The sequence below is a fragment of the Acidovorax sp. GW835-FHT14B10 genome, assembly GCF_058793725.1.
In genome coordinates, this window is the sequence record NZ_JBXAGC010000028.1 from 19,316 (window position 1) to 35,741 (window position 16,426).

Annotated in this window: 11 protein-coding genes and 1 tRNA gene; 6 read left to right on the top strand and 6 right to left on the bottom strand. The window is 57.9% G+C overall.

What is annotated here, in order from left to right:
- Nucleotides 1-101: 101 nt before the first annotated feature.
- From AC1Q5S_RS18090 to AC1Q5S_RS18110, 5 genes are read left to right on the top strand one after another with little or no spacing between them, the layout of a single operon-like run.
- A complete protein-coding gene (locus tag AC1Q5S_RS18090) occupies nucleotides 102-2,774 on the top strand; it encodes a hypothetical protein (protein WP_492239156.1) in 2,673 nt (890 codons plus the stop codon).
- Nucleotides 2,758-8,748 carry a DEAD/DEAH box helicase gene (locus AC1Q5S_RS18095; protein ID WP_492239157.1) on the top strand — a complete coding sequence of 1,997 codons (5,991 nt, stop codon included), beginning with the start codon at nucleotides 2,758-2,760 and terminating at the stop codon, nucleotides 8,746-8,748. The genes AC1Q5S_RS18090 and AC1Q5S_RS18095 overlap by 17 nt, the downstream gene beginning before the upstream one ends.
- A gap of 53 nt (nucleotides 8,749-8,801) precedes the next feature.
- Nucleotides 8,802-9,212, top strand: coding sequence for a PD-(D/E)XK nuclease family protein (locus AC1Q5S_RS18100; RefSeq protein ID WP_492239158.1), 411 nt, complete (start codon nucleotides 8,802-8,804; stop codon nucleotides 9,210-9,212).
- Nucleotides 9,209-9,415, top strand: coding sequence for a DUF4113 domain-containing protein (locus tag AC1Q5S_RS18105; RefSeq protein ID WP_492239159.1), 207 nt, complete (start codon nucleotides 9,209-9,211; stop codon nucleotides 9,413-9,415). The genes AC1Q5S_RS18100 and AC1Q5S_RS18105 overlap by 4 nt, the downstream gene beginning before the upstream one ends.
- 50 nt (nucleotides 9,416-9,465) lie before the next feature.
- Complete coding sequence (locus AC1Q5S_RS18110; protein ID WP_492239160.1) at nucleotides 9,466-9,903, top strand: terminase small subunit; 438 nt, start codon at nucleotides 9,466-9,468, stop codon at nucleotides 9,901-9,903.
- Nucleotides 9,904-10,023: 120 nt separating this feature from the next.
- On the opposite strand, the gene AC1Q5S_RS18115 is transcribed toward AC1Q5S_RS18110, so the two are convergent.
- The 6 genes from AC1Q5S_RS18115 to AC1Q5S_RS18140 form a co-directional block, all read right to left on the bottom strand.
- Nucleotides 10,024-12,882, bottom strand: a complete 2,859-nt coding sequence (locus tag AC1Q5S_RS18115) for a hypothetical protein (protein WP_492239161.1) — start codon at nucleotides 12,880-12,882, stop codon at nucleotides 10,024-10,026.
- Nucleotide 12,883: 1 nt separating this feature from the next.
- Nucleotides 12,884-13,183 carry a helix-turn-helix transcriptional regulator gene (locus tag AC1Q5S_RS18120; protein WP_492239162.1) on the bottom strand — a complete coding sequence of 100 codons (300 nt, stop codon included), beginning with the start codon at nucleotides 13,181-13,183 and terminating at the stop codon, nucleotides 12,884-12,886.
- A gap of 17 nt (nucleotides 13,184-13,200) precedes the next feature.
- Complete coding sequence (locus tag AC1Q5S_RS18125; protein ID WP_492239163.1) at nucleotides 13,201-13,527, bottom strand: hypothetical protein; 327 nt, start codon at nucleotides 13,525-13,527, stop codon at nucleotides 13,201-13,203.
- Nucleotides 13,528-13,698: 171 nt separating this feature from the next.
- Entirely contained in the window at nucleotides 13,699-14,799 is a 1,101-nt protein-coding gene (locus AC1Q5S_RS18130) for a tyrosine-type recombinase/integrase (protein WP_492239164.1), read from the bottom strand.
- A 293-nt stretch (nucleotides 14,800-15,092) separates the two neighbouring features.
- Nucleotides 15,093-15,168, bottom strand: a tRNA-Asn gene (locus AC1Q5S_RS18135).
- Nucleotides 15,169-15,230: 62 nt separating this feature from the next.
- Nucleotides 15,231-15,659 (bottom strand): YbaN family protein, encoded by a 429-nt coding sequence (locus AC1Q5S_RS18140; protein ID WP_492239165.1) that lies wholly within the window; start codon nucleotides 15,657-15,659, stop codon nucleotides 15,231-15,233.
- Between the two features lie 101 nt (nucleotides 15,660-15,760).
- Between AC1Q5S_RS18140 and AC1Q5S_RS18145 the strand changes: the two genes are divergently transcribed.
- Nucleotides 15,761-16,300, top strand: coding sequence for a peptide deformylase (locus AC1Q5S_RS18145; RefSeq protein WP_303836353.1), 540 nt, complete (start codon nucleotides 15,761-15,763; stop codon nucleotides 16,298-16,300).
- The last annotated feature ends 126 nt before the right edge of the window (nucleotides 16,301-16,426 follow it).

Genomic DNA, 16,426 nt, shown 5'->3' on the forward strand with positions numbered 1-16,426 from the left:
CTGTTCCTGGCGAAGTGGATCGGTGCCTCAACGACTGCAAGAAGCGCTTGGTCGCCGCGGGGGCGAAAGCTGACAACTTGCCGGTAGGCCTAGAGCGGCGAGTGCGGTTTTTGGCAGGGCTCAAGCCCAAGCCAGAAGCGATCGTCCGCGACTGGTTCAAGAAAAATGCAGTTTTCGAGGACCTAGCAGACTCGGCCACAGCGTTGAAGAGTATTCAGGCTGCCAGTAAAGGCGATGGTGACGCCGATAGCGCCAAAGCGGCATGGCGAACACTGCTCCGAATCTACGCGCGGGGAGAGAATGATCCCGTCGTTCAAGCGTTCCTCGCAGGTGTTGATACGCATCACGCTGAATCTGCCCCCGACTGTGTTGATCACCACGCCCCAGCTGTAGTCGAGATTACTGAGGAAGACGCGGATTCGTGCATTGCAATAGCTGAAGGAAAACCGCTGGTAGCGCCTTTGCGGCCCTTGCCTTCCCTGGTATCGGGAATGCTTGCGTCAATGCGCCGCGACGAACGCACGGCGGCCCAGCGCAGGGATGAACTTTGCGCCAGTAGCAGCCCAGTGGAACAAAAGCTAGGGCTGGTGATTGCCGCCCTGCAGTCGCGGCCAGCTCAGATTGCGGCAGGCGCAGTTCAAAAGCTCCAGCCCTATGTTCCCGGCATGGTTGACAGTGTCGACGGGATTCCATTCATTGGCATTGTGAAAAAAGTGCTCTCACAGGGGCACATTTTTGTAAGCCCCATTGCGCTTCTGGTAGCTGGTAAATGGACGGAAGTCTCGCCAATGCAGGCGAAAGGGCTGTTTCCCTCAAGCGGGGACGCAACTGCAGCGCCCCATTCGATTCCTGGAAGCTTTGCTGAAGGCGAGATAGGCATTTGGACAGCCGATCTCAAGAGCCCCGACAAACCCACGCGATATGTCATTTCACAGCACAAGGGAAGGGTGTACTCAGTCAACCGGGTACCCTATTCCTCGCAGGAGCCAGACAAAGTCCGGCGATGGCTTTTAGAGGCCTACAAGCCGCTCCACGCAATCGTCCCGGTATTCTTTCTCACCGACGGAGTTGCACTCCGTTTGCCGGGCGGCCTCAGTGATCCGGGGAAGTTCAATTTCGATATGCCGCTGGATTGCTTCAGCGAACTCCCATCCATTGAGCTCAGTTCCGCCCGTTTGGAACTGGTTCCTGATCTTCCGCCAGGAATCGGTAAATACCACTGTGAACCGTCGGGCACACTCATAAAGCGGCTTTTCAAGCATGCAAAGGATTCAGAGGGCGTCCCTGTCCTTGGGAAGGCGCAGATTCAGGCTCTTGCAAACTTTGCCAATCTCAGCAGCTCCACGTTGGATCAGCAAGCTCACGGGCGGGCGCTTGAGACTTTAAGTAACGCTGCAGATGCGAAAATTTTCTTGGATGACGCGATCCAACAAATACTCGAACTTCCGGCAATAAAGGTTCGAATCGATGCAGAGATAGCCTGCATCGCTAAGGATTATGAGGAGCAGCAAGCGAGCTTGAAGAAAGAGGTCGCTGATTTGGCTGAAAAGCGGCGCATTCTTGAAGCGGACCTGGCAGCCAGAAAAGAAGCTGTGAATGCGGAGCTCGATAGGTTGAAAAAGGCCGGCCGGCAGCAAGAAGCTGACTTGGAGCGAAGGATAAAGAATACCTTTGACAAAGCTGTTGAGGGTGGACTCGAGACACTAGCCAATGCGGCGCTGCTCAAAGCAATCTTTGGAAGCAATGTGGCTTCGCAGCAAGCGCAAAACGTTCAAGCAGGGCCGGCAATCTCTGCTGATCATTCGAGCGCCGACTTCAATGCTGCGTTTTTGGCAAGCGACAAGGTCTTGCCGAATAAGCGGGCCCTTGTCGCCGCTATCACCGCCAGAGCTGAGCAGAGCGGGCTTAGCGAAACGATGATCTTGGCCGCAGTAGCGCTTGCGTCCGTGCGGCCCGTCATAGGTTTTACTGGCCAAACCGCCCGCGAGGCTATTGCTGTGCTCGCCGCGCTGATATCTGAAGGGGTTTTGTGCGAAGTCGCCGTGAGTGGTGACATGTTTAGCATCAGCGACCTGATGAATGCCCCGGCGCTGGTTCGGTCCGGACCGCGAGGGTGGCCAGTCACGCTAGGTGCCTTTCTGGAAGTCCAAGCAAAGGCCGGCCGCGCTTCTGTTATTGAGCTGCGGGGCGCCAACCGAATACCCCCTGAATGCCTTCTGCCGGAGCTGGCTGAGCTCCCAGGTGCGAGCGATGGTAGGAGGGAAATTTGCTGGAAAGATGCGGCAGGCAACCTTCGCCACGTGTCGATCCGCTCGCCGGCGGTCTTCGCGCTTACGTTTGAAGCGGGAAAAAGTGTATTTCCGATTCAAGGCACCCTTGCCGCGTCCATGCCTCTGCTGCACACCGACGGCCCTTGGGGAGATGAATCTGAGCCAAATGCAATATTGCCTGTAGACGCGACATCTGTTTCTGCCGAGGTGTGGAGCGCGCTTTTCGGACAGGCGCAAAAAGCCGGTGGGAAGCAAAGCGCTGTCCGGACACAAGCCAGCTTAGCTGCGGAAGTTTTGGGTTTTTCTGCGCTTCGCGCTCGGGCGATCGCTGAGCTTGCTTTTTCAGTCGGTAGGCGCGCGTCTGCAGACCTGCGCAGCGAAGTGGAACAGCTTGCGCCTGATCTTTCTCCCTACGCTGCTGAGGTTGGGGATGGCGCAGCCGCCAGGGCGATCGGACGGATTTTTGGACGCGAACTAGGAGCATATGATGAACAGCCCAATTGAAACGTTCGAATCCATCCGGGACTTCTACATCGCGTATCTGGAAACAGCGTTCCGAATCGGCCCCCCTGAGATCCAAACGCGTCGGCGGAAATTGTTGGAGAACAAGGGGTCTCTTTGCGCCGACTTGTTTTTGGAGCCGATGCCAAAGTATGCGGACTATGGACTGGCGATCAGTGACTTGCGCAACGGCCCCGGAGGAGAAAAATGGCTTCCTGGCTTTAATGCCAAGGAGCGTGAAGCGTTTGTCGACCTGTGCTTAAGCGGGCTTATTCCGAGCGCTGACGACAACCCGTCGGCGGGAAAGTACAAGCTTTATAGGCACCAGCTTGAGATGTTGGAACGAGGCGTGCAGGCTGGAAAGCCAGGAGTGGTGACGTCGGGAACAGGATCCGGCAAGACTGAGTCTTTTCTCCTTCCCATATTCGCGCAGATATCGAAAGAGGCAGCCTCATGGCCGCCGAGCCCCTCGCTCGGTTCGAGCCCTTGGTGGCACGCGGGCAGCAGCGCGAAGCCTACCTACATGCGCGACGACCCTACCGAGGCGGCCTCAAGACCCAAGGCTATGCGGGCGATGGTTCTTTATCCTATGAATGCCCTGGTCGAGGATCAGCTCGTGAGAATGCGCCGTGCGCTCGACTCAGATGCTGCGCACTCCGCGATGGACAGGCATTTCCACGGAAATAGGATATTTTTCGGACGGTATACGAGTGCCACCAAAGTAACGGGATGGCAGGAGCATCCCCGGCTGCGGGATCAGCGAGAACAAGATAGATCGGCAAGGAAAGCGGCGGAACTGCGGGAATACTTGAACACGTTGGAGGCAACATACTCGGCGGCCGTTGCTCAGGGGGCGTCGCAAAAAGATGAGTCGCTGCCGTTCAACTTCCCACGGGTGCCAGGTTCCGAAGTGGTGAGCCGCTGGGACATGCAGCGCCACCCCCCTGACATTTTGATTACCAACACAAGCATGCTTTCAACCATGCTTGTGCGCGAAGTGGACGAGCCGATCTTTGAAGCAACCCGGCGATGGATTGAAACTGATCCCGACGCGTATTTCTATCTCGTCCTGGACGAGCTCCATTTGCAACGCGGTTCCGCCGGTACGGAGGTGAGCTACCTACTGAAGCATTTGCTTAGCCGCCTTGGCCTCGACTCTGCTGCGCATCACCACAAACTTCGGATACTCGCCTCCAGTGCGTCTTTGCCAGTGGATGGCGATCACCGCGCGCAAAGCATCGATTACCTGTGGAGCATGTTCGGCACTGGAGGGCTGCAAGCCGGCGCAAACAAGGAAGATTGGGCGGGGTGCGTAGTGCGAGGAAAAAGCGATGGACGCATCAAGACCGTATTCAACGGCGACGAGTCTGGCCTATGCAGCGCGGTTGGCGCGCTGAAATCATTTTCTAAAACCCCTGCTTCCTTGGATAGCAGCTTGCCGCTTTGGCGCGATGTTGCATCGGCCTTGGGCTGTCCGACCAACAGCGCAGATCCCGGTATCTTGGCGTTCGGGGCCATTGATGCAGCTGCGCAGCTCCTCGAAAGCGCGTGCGTCACAGAAGGCGATGGAATGCGCGCTACATCGCTTTCCGCCATCAGCGCTAGGCTTTTCGGCCCAGCTCCAGCGGCTGTGGAGACCGTCGAAGCTCTGATCTGGCTACGGGCCAGTGCAGACAGCTGGTCCGAATGGTTCGGAATACCTCTACCAGGAAGGGTAGACCTCCTGCCCCGCTTTCGTGCGCACACTTTTTTTCGGGCCATTGAGGGACTTTTTGTTGCGCCGCTTCCTGCATCCATGGACCTCCCGCAAGCAGAGCGAGAGCGCCGCTTGTTTTCGGACCTTACGGTTGAATCAGGAATGCGATATGGAGAGAAAAACAGCGAAGGGATCGCGACGCGGCGCGTCGATCTTCTTTATTGTGAATGCTGCGCTGCCCTCTTCTTTGGCGGCAAGCGGTCAGAGCTGCCGTTGGGTGGCCGGATCGAGCTGCTGCCCAACGATCCGGATACGGAGAGCCTTCCGGAGCGGGCCAAATCAGCAATGGTCGACAAGAGGACGGCCGAAGATTACACAGTGTTCATGCCGACTACAGACCGGTTCTGGCCGGCCGGGGACGAGGAGGTTATCGACGATGACTCATTCGGGCGCTGGCAGGAAGCCGCCTACAACCCCTTCACCGCAACCATCCACGACCTAGGAGCGGATGGCGGATTTGCTGAGAATTCCATCCCAGGATGGCATTACAAAGTAACGGCCGCAGACTTCAGAGGCAAGCCTGTGCGCGATCAGGAATCGCCGAGCTCGCCCGGCACAGCGCTGCCTTTCCAATGCCCTGCTTGCGGCACCTCGTACAAGCACGGCCGCGGCAAGCTCTCGCCGATTAGGGGGTTCAGAGTCGGCTTTGCAAAGACGACGCAGTTGCTGGCAAGCTCGCTCATGGCCGAACTGCAGCGGAAGAACCGCGGAGAGCGCTTGGTGACGTTTTCCGACAGCCGCCAGGATGCAGCAAAAGCGGCGTTCGACTTGGAAGGCGGCCACCATGATGACGCTCGTCGGCAAATAGTGGTAGAGGCATTGCAACAGCTTGATTCGCAGAGAGACACCCCAGCTGTGATAGCCGAGGCCCTGCAGCGCGTCGCAACCAGGTTGGCTGAACTTGCTGCAAAAGAGGTCCTCAGCGCAGCTGAGGAGGAAGAGTTTGACGCTTTGAGCAAGGAGCGCTTGGCGCTCCGTGCAAAAAAAGCTGCAAGTGGCACCGACAGTATCTCCCTAGGTGCTGTGCTTGAACCAGACGTCCCGGTTGCTGGGGCGCCTTTAAGGCCGCTTCTTAATGCCCTCGTCGAGGCTGGAATCCATCCTACCGACCGTACTGGGATCACTCCCGTCCCTGATCCGTCCAAGGTTTCCGGATCGTCCGTGACATTTGCATGGCAGCAGCTGTTCGCGCGCGGGATAAAGAATGAGTGGGTCTGGCGAGAGAGTGCATCGTACGAGCCTGAGCTGGATTCGGCCCGCAAAGCCATCGCGTCTGACCTCAAGAGGCACGTCGCCGAAACCGTTTTCAGCAAGACGTACTTCGCTTTGGAAGAAGCTGGCTGGGGATTCACCTGCTTGCCCGTCCATGCAGGAAAGACTCGCTCGGACTTGGCCGTTTTTGATGCAATGGTACGTGTGCTCGCAGACGCCAACCGAGTGAAGCCTTCACAGTATTTTGGGAATGACACGCCGTGGCTTTCTGCGAACGAAGTACATCCAAAAAACCGCCTCTATCGCTTCGCCGAAGCCAGGTGCAACCTATTTGGCGGAGAAGCGCGCGATCTGGTAAACGGTTTTCTTGCGGAGCTTCAAACTTCCGGACATCCGGATGGATTGATTGAAATAGCGAAGATTCACTTCAAGGTTTCCGATCCTCGTAGTTCGTACTGGCGATGCGCGCATTGCGGGCGCGTACATATGCACTTCGGTGCAGGAATTTGCACCCGCTGCTACAAAGCTTTGCCCGATGTCACTTCTGGCGAAGCTGGCGACCTTCGCCTTGCGAACTTCCTCGGGAAAAGAATCCAGTCTGCAAGCGGAATCCGCAGGATGCGGGTAGAGGAATTGACTGGGATGACCGTTAACCCTGCAGCAAGGCTGCGCAGGTTCAAGGGAATCTTGATCGCAGACGACGATGACATCTTGCCTGCGGGGTTTGGTCCGTTGCCGGCCGACCAACTTTTAGACAGGGCAGCGCGGGTGGTGGATGTGCTGTCTGTCACGACGACGATGGAGGTAGGCGTCGATATAGGAGACCTACGGGCCGTTTTTCAAGCGAATATGCCTCCGCAGCGGTTCAACTACCAGCAGCGGGTAGGCCGCGCCGGACGGCGCGGACAAGCATTCTCGTTTGTGCTGACGGTCTGCCGGAGCAAAAGCCACGACCTCCATTATTTTCGACATGCGGAAAAAATCACTGGGGATCTCCCGCCGCCACCTTTCTTGACAACAGGCTTGGAGATGATTGCCCAGCGTTTGGTCCGAAAGGGATGGCTTGTAGCCGCGTTTAGGCATCTGCGCCGTGCCGAGATCGCTGCGGGACGCAAATGGGCGGGAGATGAGCATCGCGGGAAACCAGATAACCACGGCGAGCTCTTTCAGGTCGCGTGGCTGAGCACTCGGCAGGCTGCTTGGTTTCCATTAATTCGATCGGCCCTCGCAGCAACCGTAGCGGAGCGCGACGGGTTCTCTTCAGCATGCGCGCAGGGTGACAAAGCTCGGCTTCAGGCCATCGTGTCCGAACTGACCGTCGAAAGCGTGATGGCGGATATCGCAATGGTGCTTGCCGATCCGGCAATGGGTGAGAAAGGCCTCGCTGAAGCGCTTGCTGAGCATGGCAGATTCCCGATGTATGGAATGCCTACGCGGACCCGTCAATTGCTTACACGTCCCTTCCGCGATAGTCGAAAAAAGATCAACTTCGCTGACATGGACCGCGACCTCGATGTGGCCATTCAAGAGTTTGCGCCAGGCAAGTTTTTGATTCAAGACAAGCGCCGATACTTTACGGCGGGCTTCTCGGGCTCGCTTATGCCACGGCATTTGCAGCCGAGTTCCTTCGATTCAACGCCCGCTGATTTAGGCGAGCTCAGGCTCATGTCGGAGTGTGGCGTTTGTGGATCATGGGGTCCTGCTGGTGCGGCAGGCGAAACGTGCAAGGGCTGCAAGGCCGAATTAGGGGCGGGCAAACAGTACCGGTGCTTTGTGCCGCGCGGGTTTATCACCTCGCTTGTGGCAAAGCGGGCAGATGATGATGCCGACCAATCGGCAACCAAACAGAGCCGATCCTCGCTCGCGGAAGCTCTTGCGATCTATGCAGAGCAAACGCCAGGGACTAACGCCACCATACAGCTGAATCCCCAGGCATGGGTCCACCGCATCAACCGTGGGGAGTATGCCAACAACGAATGGAGCGGCTTCAACGCAGACCGCGGCAGCTTGCGCATCCCTTTGCGTGTGGGGGGCTCGACTCAGTCGATTTTTGCTAATGGGGTGTGGCTTGACCGCGAGGCCCGGGCTGCGGATTTGGGTGAGAGTCCGTTGGACGCGCGCTTCACCCCTGATGGGACAACCGAGTCTGGGTTCTACCTTTCTTCGCCAAAGGTGACCGATTCTTTGGCGCTCATGGCTGCTCGTATTCCAACGGGGCTTCAGCTACTTCGGCCGGCAAAACTCGGTGCAGCGATGTCCCGGCTCACGCCCGGATTCCGCGCGGCTGCACTTTCGGCAGCTTTTTTGATCGTCGACTACGCGTCCCGCGAATTGTTGGACATCGATCCGGATGAAATAGAAATCCTCGAGCCGCGGGTGCAAATCCTTCCGGACGGCCGATTTATGCCCGTGATTCAAATGGCGGATCAGCTGGTCAATGGATCTGGCCTTTGCAACAGGCTGAGCCAGCTTGGCGCGAGCGGGTACCCGATCATTGTCGAAGTGATGAAAGTGCTGATCCGCACTCCCGCTGTACCCGAGGTGGCCGAGCTGCTCGAACATAGCCACCGTTCGGATTGCTTGCAGGGCTGCTATAAGTGCCTTCACCGATACGGCAATCAGGCCTACCATGGTCTACTCGATTGGAGGCTTGGGCTGGACGCAATCCGACTGCTTTTAGACGACAACTACGACGCCGGCTTGGGGGGGGATTTTTCCGCTGCCAGCTTAGAGGACTGGCGCGACAACGCCTGGAAGCTGGCCTCTGAAGGCGCATCGCTGTACGGGAGTGGAGTGCGTAGATCCGGGAACATCCCCCTGATTGAAATCGGGCCCAAAAAATGGGCCGCCATTCTTCATCCTTTCTGGGATCACGATGCTGTCGCTGAACAAAATCCCGAGATCGAAGGCCTGTGCCTTGACGGGCATCAGGTTGAATTCGCCAGCACTTTTGAGCTTTCGCGGCGTATGGGAGAAGTAATGGCTGGGCTGCGGTCCAGAGCTGCATGAATTGTGCACGTGCGGGTTTGCCGACCTGCGCGCGTTGGCTGCTAGCTTGAACCATGGATAAGCCTTTTTGGGTGGAGCGCACCAAGCCAGCCAGTCCTTCAAAGCTAGGAGTGTTCTTGGAATGCAGGCTGCGGTATTTTTTCGAGACCGACCGGCCGGTATTGAAAAAAATGGGCGACCATCCATCGGCCCTGTTGGGTACGGCGGTACACGATGCAGCAGAAGTGCTTCGGCGAAGGCTGCCGGTAGAGGCGTCGGCCAGTGTGGCTGTTTTAGAGCAATGCATTGGCCGCCTCGTCGATCACCCCAGCCCCTCAAGGCAACTGATTGCCTGGGTGCTTGATCGGTATGGAAAGAATGCTCTTTTGCCTAGGGCGCAGTTCATCTCTCAAGCCGGGTTCGCATGCCATCAGGGAACTAGACCCAAGCGTGGACATCACGCTCGAACTACTTGGCAAGGGTGAGCAGTGGATCGGCGCTCTGGAGCCGTCGACTGTCCAGGCTGCTTCCCAACTGCTGGCGGACCTGCGAACAGCGCTCCCCCGCGGCCATTCAGTGCCTGCCGCTGAGGGTCTCAAGCCAGGGGGCCTTCAAGGGGTGGCAGATGCTGCAAGAGCGCAAATCACCAAACTACACCACGTGCTGGGAAGAAATTCCAGGGGTATGAAACCATGTTTAATTTGCCTATTTTTTAGGCAATTCACCTAAAATGGAGACATGTCTGCCAACACACTCCTGACAGCAAAACAGGCCCGTTTCATCGACGAATACCTCGTGGATGCGAACGGCACACAGGCTGCCATACGGGCCGGATACGGGGCCGCTGGCGCCCGGGTGGCGGCGCACCGGCTGCTAACGAATGTAGCCATTTCCAGCGCCATAGAGGCCCGGCAAAGGGCCGACGCCACCCGCCTGTGGATCGACCGGGATAACGTCTTGGCGGGGCTCCTGGGGGCTGTGGAGATGGCTCGGGAACAAAGAAACCCCGCAGGGATGATTGCGGGGTTGAGGGAGGTTGGGAAGCTGATGGGGTTCTACACAGACCGGGTCAAGTTGGACTTAGACGTTACTGCCGTAGCGGAGAGGGGGCGGCTGGAAGCCTTGACCGATGCGGAGCTCGGGAGTTTGATCGCCGGCTTGAGCCCTGCTGAGTGAGTTCTCCCACACCCCACCATGAGCTCAGGGCGAATCGGGCTTCAAAGGGCGCTGCTGACGCTGTGGCGGAAGCGCTTTTTTCGCCGTGGTTTTGGTGAGTTTGGTGACTTGCTTGAGCCCCTATCCTTTCGCCTTTGGAGTGGCACATTTTTTGGAGTTGTCCGAAGTTGACTCACAAGACTCACTGATCTTTTCAACCCACCATTGGATCGAACCCTGGTGCTTCGCGCCCCGCCGCAGCGCGCGCCCCCGGAAGACACGGTCTTCATGCTCGGCAAAGTAGCTGCCAAGCCTCCTAGTGTTGATCTCGGTGCTGCGGGGGAGGCCAGCGATTTCATACAGAACTTCTGAGATGAATGGGGCGTCAGGGTTGTTATTGGCAATCGAGGAGCTCTTGCCGAATCCGTGCGTTTTGACCAGATTCCCTACCGTGAACATGGTCGCGGCGCTCATGCCAGTACCAATCTGGTTTTCCCATGCATCCAGGAGCCGGCCGAGTTGCAAAAGAGCAGGATCCTCTTGGACAGCCTCGTTGACTGCCTGCATTGGGTCTACCAACGTCGGCAACACCCAGTCGTTGCCGAGGTCGCCCACTGGCAAGGCGTCTTGTGTTTGCAGGTCTGCCAGCCAACAGACAGTTTGGCGGACCAGATCATCCCAAGTCTCGAAGCTGGCCATGCGTCCTTTCCCGAACTGGGCACCCTTGCCCAAGGTCAAGTAGCCGAAGAACAACGTGAGCGCCGCAGCTACCATCTGTTGGCGTTGGGTGCGCACCAGTTCGTCAGGGTTGAAATCAAACTGACGCTGGTGCGGGGTCTCTGACTTCGGATCAATGCGGCACTTGAGAATGCGGCGAGGCAAATCGCCTTTCAAGGTCATGTTGTTGCCCGAAAGCAAAATGAGGGCATTGGTGGGAACCTGCGGACTGGTTGAGGTTTGCAGGAGGCGGTCGCTGTACGTCTTGCTGGTCAGCACCGCAGCGAGTGAGGCCGAATCAACGTCGCCAATCACGTTGTCAAAAACAATGACGCGACGGCCTTCAAGCAGCTTGGCGAAGAGTGTTTTGCGCATTTCCTCGTCGCTCTGGGAGCCCGGGTGTGGCGACATCACCGGCTCTGTACCGCTGAGTTCAGCAAGGACCTTGGTGAGCAAGGACTTTCCACTGCCCTGAACGGGAGCGTCAAACGCGAAGCCCGGCGCGGTGGGCAGAAGGGGGCGTTCCACCGCAGTCAACATGGCGGTGAGCATCACAGTCTGGTCGATGGGGGCTACGAACGGAAACAGGCGTACAGGTGACCACAGCAAGCCCAAAGCTTGGAACACGTCGTCCAACGTGGGCGTTGTGACGGGTTGGCAAATGTCATCGGGCAGCATCGCGTAAGTTCCCGATTCCTCATCAAACCCCGTAGTCTCGATCAGTCGCTGCGCACCGGGGACCAGGATCGGTGCAGTGACAACCGTATTCACCAGTGAAAAGTCTCCGGCACTGGATCCCAGAATTTGCTTGGCCAGCGGCAATGGAGCATTGCCTGCGCTGTAGGTTTTTTTGGCGGCGTTCCACTGCTCAAAGCGGAAGCTGCGATCCAGCAAAGTCAGGAACATTTGCTCGTTCTGCGCTTCGAAAGTGCCATCGTGGCGAATGGCGACCATGCGCCCCGCACGGGAATACAGTTCTCCACGCTTGCGAAGCACTTCTACGATCTTGCGCATGTAGAGGTCACGCTCGCCTGGGGTCAGGTGGATCGTGACATTCCGGTCGGTGAGTTCGTACCTGACGCCACCGTGCGCGAAACTGTAGATGTTGGGGCGACCAGGGCCGAGGAGAAAGGCGCGTGCGATCCGGTGATCGTTGTGATAATCCGGCTCAAGAGGGTCTGCAAAGCGCTGGCCATGCCAGAGTTTGCGATCGTCCAAAAGGGTCTTGACCGTCACCTGCTGGCCTTCTTCGGTGGTCAGAAAAAAATGTGGACCGAGAACTTGGCCATGAATCGCCTCGGAGATGGTCTTGTTGGCCTCGGCTTCAGGAACGCCCTGGGCCACCAATTCTGCAGAGCGCTCTTGGATGTAGCGGGTCCGAATCTCTGCAGCCGTGTCTTTCATCGCAGCCTTGGCGTGTGAAACGAGCCGCTTGTATTCGATCTCTTCCACTGCTGTCAGTTCCGGCAGTGCAACCTTCGTATCCCAAAACAATCGCGCATTGCCAAGCTGTTGCGGCTTGGGCTTCTTCTGTATCAAGGGTTTTTGGCAAATAGCTGGCGCGCAGTAGTCAATGCGGTTGGTTTGGAAGACAGCGGTGTCCAGCACGCACCTCACCAGCAACTGGCCCGATTTAGAGACCTTGATGTGACCGTGCCCCTTGAGCCAAGTGCGCTTGGCCAGTACTGCAGCCGCACGGGGAATATCGGTCGCATCGGCTACGAGGATATACACACGCTGCCCGCCGATGCCCTTGATTTCCTTGCCACTCGTGTCATAAAGGCATGATGATGTCGATGCAGCCCAGACGTGCCCCGCAGTCTCGATGGCCGGGCCGCAATCATAAAGAATGGAGAGCAGTTCCTCGGGCGAATGGGCATCTCCTTCAGGGTCGTAGTCGATCAGCATAATCCCCGGGCCATCGGGCCAGCACATGGCTTCGGCTGTTCTGGGCATCATGTGGGCCGGTTTCCCGGCAGCCTCAAACTTGCGCTGAGTTGTGACCGTGGTTGCTTTCTCGTTCTTTGGAATGCCATAGCTGAGGCAGTCATTCGGTCCGATTTTGTTCAGGACGTTCGTGAACTGAGAGGGCGAGCATTCGATCAGGCTAACCTGGCCCTCGTACAACTGGGCGGCTGTCGAGACTTTTTCGACTTTACCCTCCGGGGTCAAATAAATTTTCTTGGTGATAGGCTGGTTTGCGGTCCATTTGGTGAGCTGGACCTTTGCGTTTTGTGGCAATGCAATCGTGCCGGCGACTTGTTTGGGGGACGAGCGTGTCATGTTAGACCCCCTTGCTCTTCGATGCGGAGACGCGTGCGTCAATCCAGGCATTCACGGAGGATTCGAGCCAGCCGACGCCACGTTTGCCAATCGGCACAGGCTTCGGAAACCTATCTGAGCCGGGAATGCAGGGCATGACCGTAAACTCGCCGATGGTCCGGTGCACGAGCACAACACGCAGCCCTTCCAGTTTGGAAATTGCAGTCTGCACGAGCAATTCCGGATGAAAACTCTCCGGTTGTACTTGGCTGAGATCGTCAGAAACGTGTGCGCCCATCAAGATGTCGGCATCGTTGATCAAGGGTTGGCGGGGGAGACTCATTTGGCACCCCCGTTGTTGCTGTTGACCCATGCAAAAAACGCCGCCTCGTCGATCAGGACGCGACGGCCGACGCGGCGCACGACCTTGTGAAAGCCGTTGGTGCGCTCAAAAAAAACGAGGTGTCGCAGGCCACCGATGGGCGGCCACGCGTGGTGCTGGTTCCAGTCTGTCAGCGGGATGAGCCGGGTGGGCGCTACGCTGGCGGCAGGTGCGCTGGATTGCGCGGGGGCAGGGTGGTTTTGAGGAGCTTGCTGCGCACGCGCGATACGGCGTGGTTTGGGCTGGGGCTGGTCGGAAGCAGGACCAGAAAAGAGAAAAGCCATTTGGCATTCCTTCACGTTGGTGGACTCTGGTCACTCCGGTTGTTGAACCGAAGTGGACTTAAGCTCCACCAAGTGCCGGGTGGCAAATGGCTTCGTCGCAGGTGCATAGTTAGTGCACGGGAGGCAGTGTAGCGAGCTTTGCGGTGACAGGTCAACCCCTGTCGAGTGCCGTCACTGATTGATCATCTTGACGGCGCGCGTCTCGCCTTCTGGATGTGCAAATATTTTGCGATTCATGGACGCCACCACGCTGGCCGTGTGGCTGTTGGCGAGGTGGCTGTAGCGCTTGACCATCTGCAGCGTCTTGTGCCCCAGCACCGCCGCAATTTCCACGGTGGTGGCACCGTTCATGGCGAGGTATGAGGCAGCGCTGTGGCGCAGATCATGGAAGCGGAAGTCGTCGATGCCCGCCTTGCGCAGCGCGGTTTCCCAGGGCTTTTTCAGGTCGATGGGCTGCGCCTTGTCCCTGCCGTAGAACACCAGCTCAGAGTCGATGCGGCGCACCTTCGAGAGTTGGGCCATCAGGGTCAGCGCCAGCCCCGCCAGAGGGATGGAGCGGCTGGTGTCATTCTTGGTTTCAGACAGCCGCAGGCAGCTGTTTGCCAGGTCCACCTGCTTCCAGCGCAGTCCCATGATTTCGCCGCGCCGCATGCCGGTGGATATGGCCAGCACCACCACGGGGTACAGGAACTGGCTCCTGGATGCTTTGCACGTTGACAGCAGGCGGTCCCGCTCCTCATCGGACAGGAAGCGCTCCCTGCCGCGTGCCGCGCGTGGCTTGGTGATTTTTGCCACCGGGTTTTCATCGACCCAGCCCCAGTCCTTGATGGCAATGTTGTATGCGTGCGAGATCGCTGCGAGGTAGCGTTGTACTGTGGCGTTGGCCCTGCGGGTACCTCGGTCGGTCGGGGTGGACAAAAGCTGATCGCGGAATTCGGCAATGTGCGCCGGCTGAATGTCTGCCAGCACGCGGTAGCCGAGTTGGGCTTTCCACCAGAGCAGGTGGCGGCTGGTGTTGCTGGCGTTCTTCGGACGCTGGGGCAGCACGTCCCGGAGGTAGCGGTCAATCAGGTCCGCCAGGGTTTTGCGGCGGGCCTCCTGCACCTTGAAGTGCCGGCCTTCACGCATGGCGGCTTCAGTGGACTGCGCCCAGCGTCTGGCGTCAGTCAATCGGGTGAAGGATGCTTGTTGAGGGAGTTGGCCCTTGAGGCGTACTTTGACGCGAAAGGTCTTGGTGCCGTCTTCGGCAAGGCGGGTCTCGATGGTGGCCATCAGCGTTCCTTGGAAAGGTATGAACAACCACGGTCTAGGTCGGAACCTAGCAGCTAGTGGAAGGGAGGGCTCCACGCTGGACTGGGAGTCCAGCGTTTCAACGCTGTGCATCAAGCACGGCCAAATACTATCGTGAAAAGTGGCGATCTGTCGACGTGAGTTGTCGGCCAGTGTCCCGCCAGTGTCCCATGGGCCTCTTGGAAGGGGCTTTTGGGGCAGGGCAGAAATGAAAAAAGCACTTAGACGATGAGCCTAAGTGCTTGATTCATATCGTCTTTTCAACGAAAGTTAGTTGGCTCCTCGACCTGGGCTCGAACCAGGGACCTACGGATTAACAGTCCGGCGCTCTACCGACTGAGCTATCGAGGAACAAGACTTAAATTATATACATAAAAATGCGCATTTCTGCGTGAAGGCGTGAATGGCATGCATCAGGCTGAATTCCGAGCAGGCTCAGGTCTTCGCCACAGCCATGCCAGTACGCAGGCCATGCAAATGCTGGCCAGCACCAAGGCCCAGAGGGGTGCTTGAGTGAACGACAGAATGATGCTGCTCAGTCCCATCATCAAGGTGGCACTCCACTTGGCTCGGCGGCTCACGCAGCCACCATTGGCCCAGTTGCGCAGCATGGGGCCAAACAGGCGATGATGCCAAAGCCATCGATACAGTGCCGGCGAACAGCGGGCTGCGGCCCAGGCGGCCATGAGGATGAAAACGGTGGTTGGCAGCCCGGGCACAAATACGCCCACCAGACCCAGAATCAGGCACAGGACCGCAAAGATCTTCAGTAACCAGCGCAACGGTAGCGGTAGCTCCCTGGGCATCTGGGTGTCTGGAGGATCGTTGGTGGGTGAGGCCATTGAATGCAATTGTGCATGGGGGCAATGGCGTTGCGCACGCGTTATGCTTCACTATTCAACCATGCCCGCCTTGAACTGTTGCTGTTGAGGGGCGCGTTCTCATGACCATTCACACCATCTTGAAAATGGGCGATCCGCGTTTGTTGCGCATCGCTCAGCCGGTCCTTGAATTTGATACCGATGCGCTGCATCGGTTGGTGCGCGATATGCTCGAAACAATGCGCTCCGTCAACGGTGCGGGTTTGGCCGCTCCCCAGATCGGTGTCGATCTCCAGGTCGTGATTTTTGGCTCTGCCAACCCCAATCCCCGTTACCCTGATCAGCCGCTGGTGCCGCCCACGGTGCTTGTCAATCCGGTGATCGACCCGGTGGGCGATGCGGAAGATGAAGACTGGGAGGGGTGCCTGTCGGTGCCAGGATTGCGTGGCAAGGTGCCGCGCTGGTCGCGCATTCGCTATATGGGGTTGGATCCCTATGGCGATCCGATCAACCGGACAGTGGAAGGATTTCATGCCCGCGTGGTGCAGCACGAATGCGATCATCTGATGGGCACGTTGTATCCCATGCGGGTGCGTGACTTTGCGCAGTTTGGATATACCGAGGTGCTGTTTCCGGAGATGGGCGCGGGGCAAGATGAATAAATGCCGAAAGGTGGGCGTTGTTTGCGCCTGGAGCTACTTCCGCGGCGTATTCAACCGGTCGTTGCATCAAACCGGGTTGGGAAATTCCGATGAATCGCCAGTACCTTGAGTGCATCCCGGAGATAG

What these genes read in the sequence shown, in the direction of transcription:
- AC1Q5S_RS18095 (WP_492239157.1), top strand. Translation starts at nt 2,758, where the DNA reads ATGAACAGCCCAATTGAAACGTTCGAATCCATCCGGGACTTCTACATC.
- AC1Q5S_RS18100 (WP_492239158.1), top strand. Translation starts at nt 8,802, where the DNA reads ATGGATAAGCCTTTTTGGGTGGAGCGCACCAAGCCAGCCAGTCCTTCA.
- AC1Q5S_RS18110 (WP_492239160.1), top strand. Translation starts at nt 9,466, where the DNA reads ATGTCTGCCAACACACTCCTGACAGCAAAACAGGCCCGTTTCATCGAC.
- AC1Q5S_RS18115 (WP_492239161.1), bottom strand. Translation starts at nt 12,882, where the DNA reads ATGACACGCTCGTCCCCCAAACAAGTCGCCGGCACGATTGCATTGCCA.
- AC1Q5S_RS18125 (WP_492239163.1), bottom strand. Translation starts at nt 13,527, where the DNA reads ATGGCTTTTCTCTTTTCTGGTCCTGCTTCCGACCAGCCCCAGCCCAAA.
- AC1Q5S_RS18130 (WP_492239164.1), bottom strand. Translation starts at nt 14,799, where the DNA reads ATGGCCACCATCGAGACCCGCCTTGCCGAAGACGGCACCAAGACCTTT.
- AC1Q5S_RS18140 (WP_492239165.1), bottom strand. Translation starts at nt 15,659, where the DNA reads ATGGCCTCACCCACCAACGATCCTCCAGACACCCAGATGCCCAGGGAG.
- AC1Q5S_RS18145 (WP_303836353.1), top strand. Translation starts at nt 15,761, where the DNA reads ATGACCATTCACACCATCTTGAAAATGGGCGATCCGCGTTTGTTGCGC.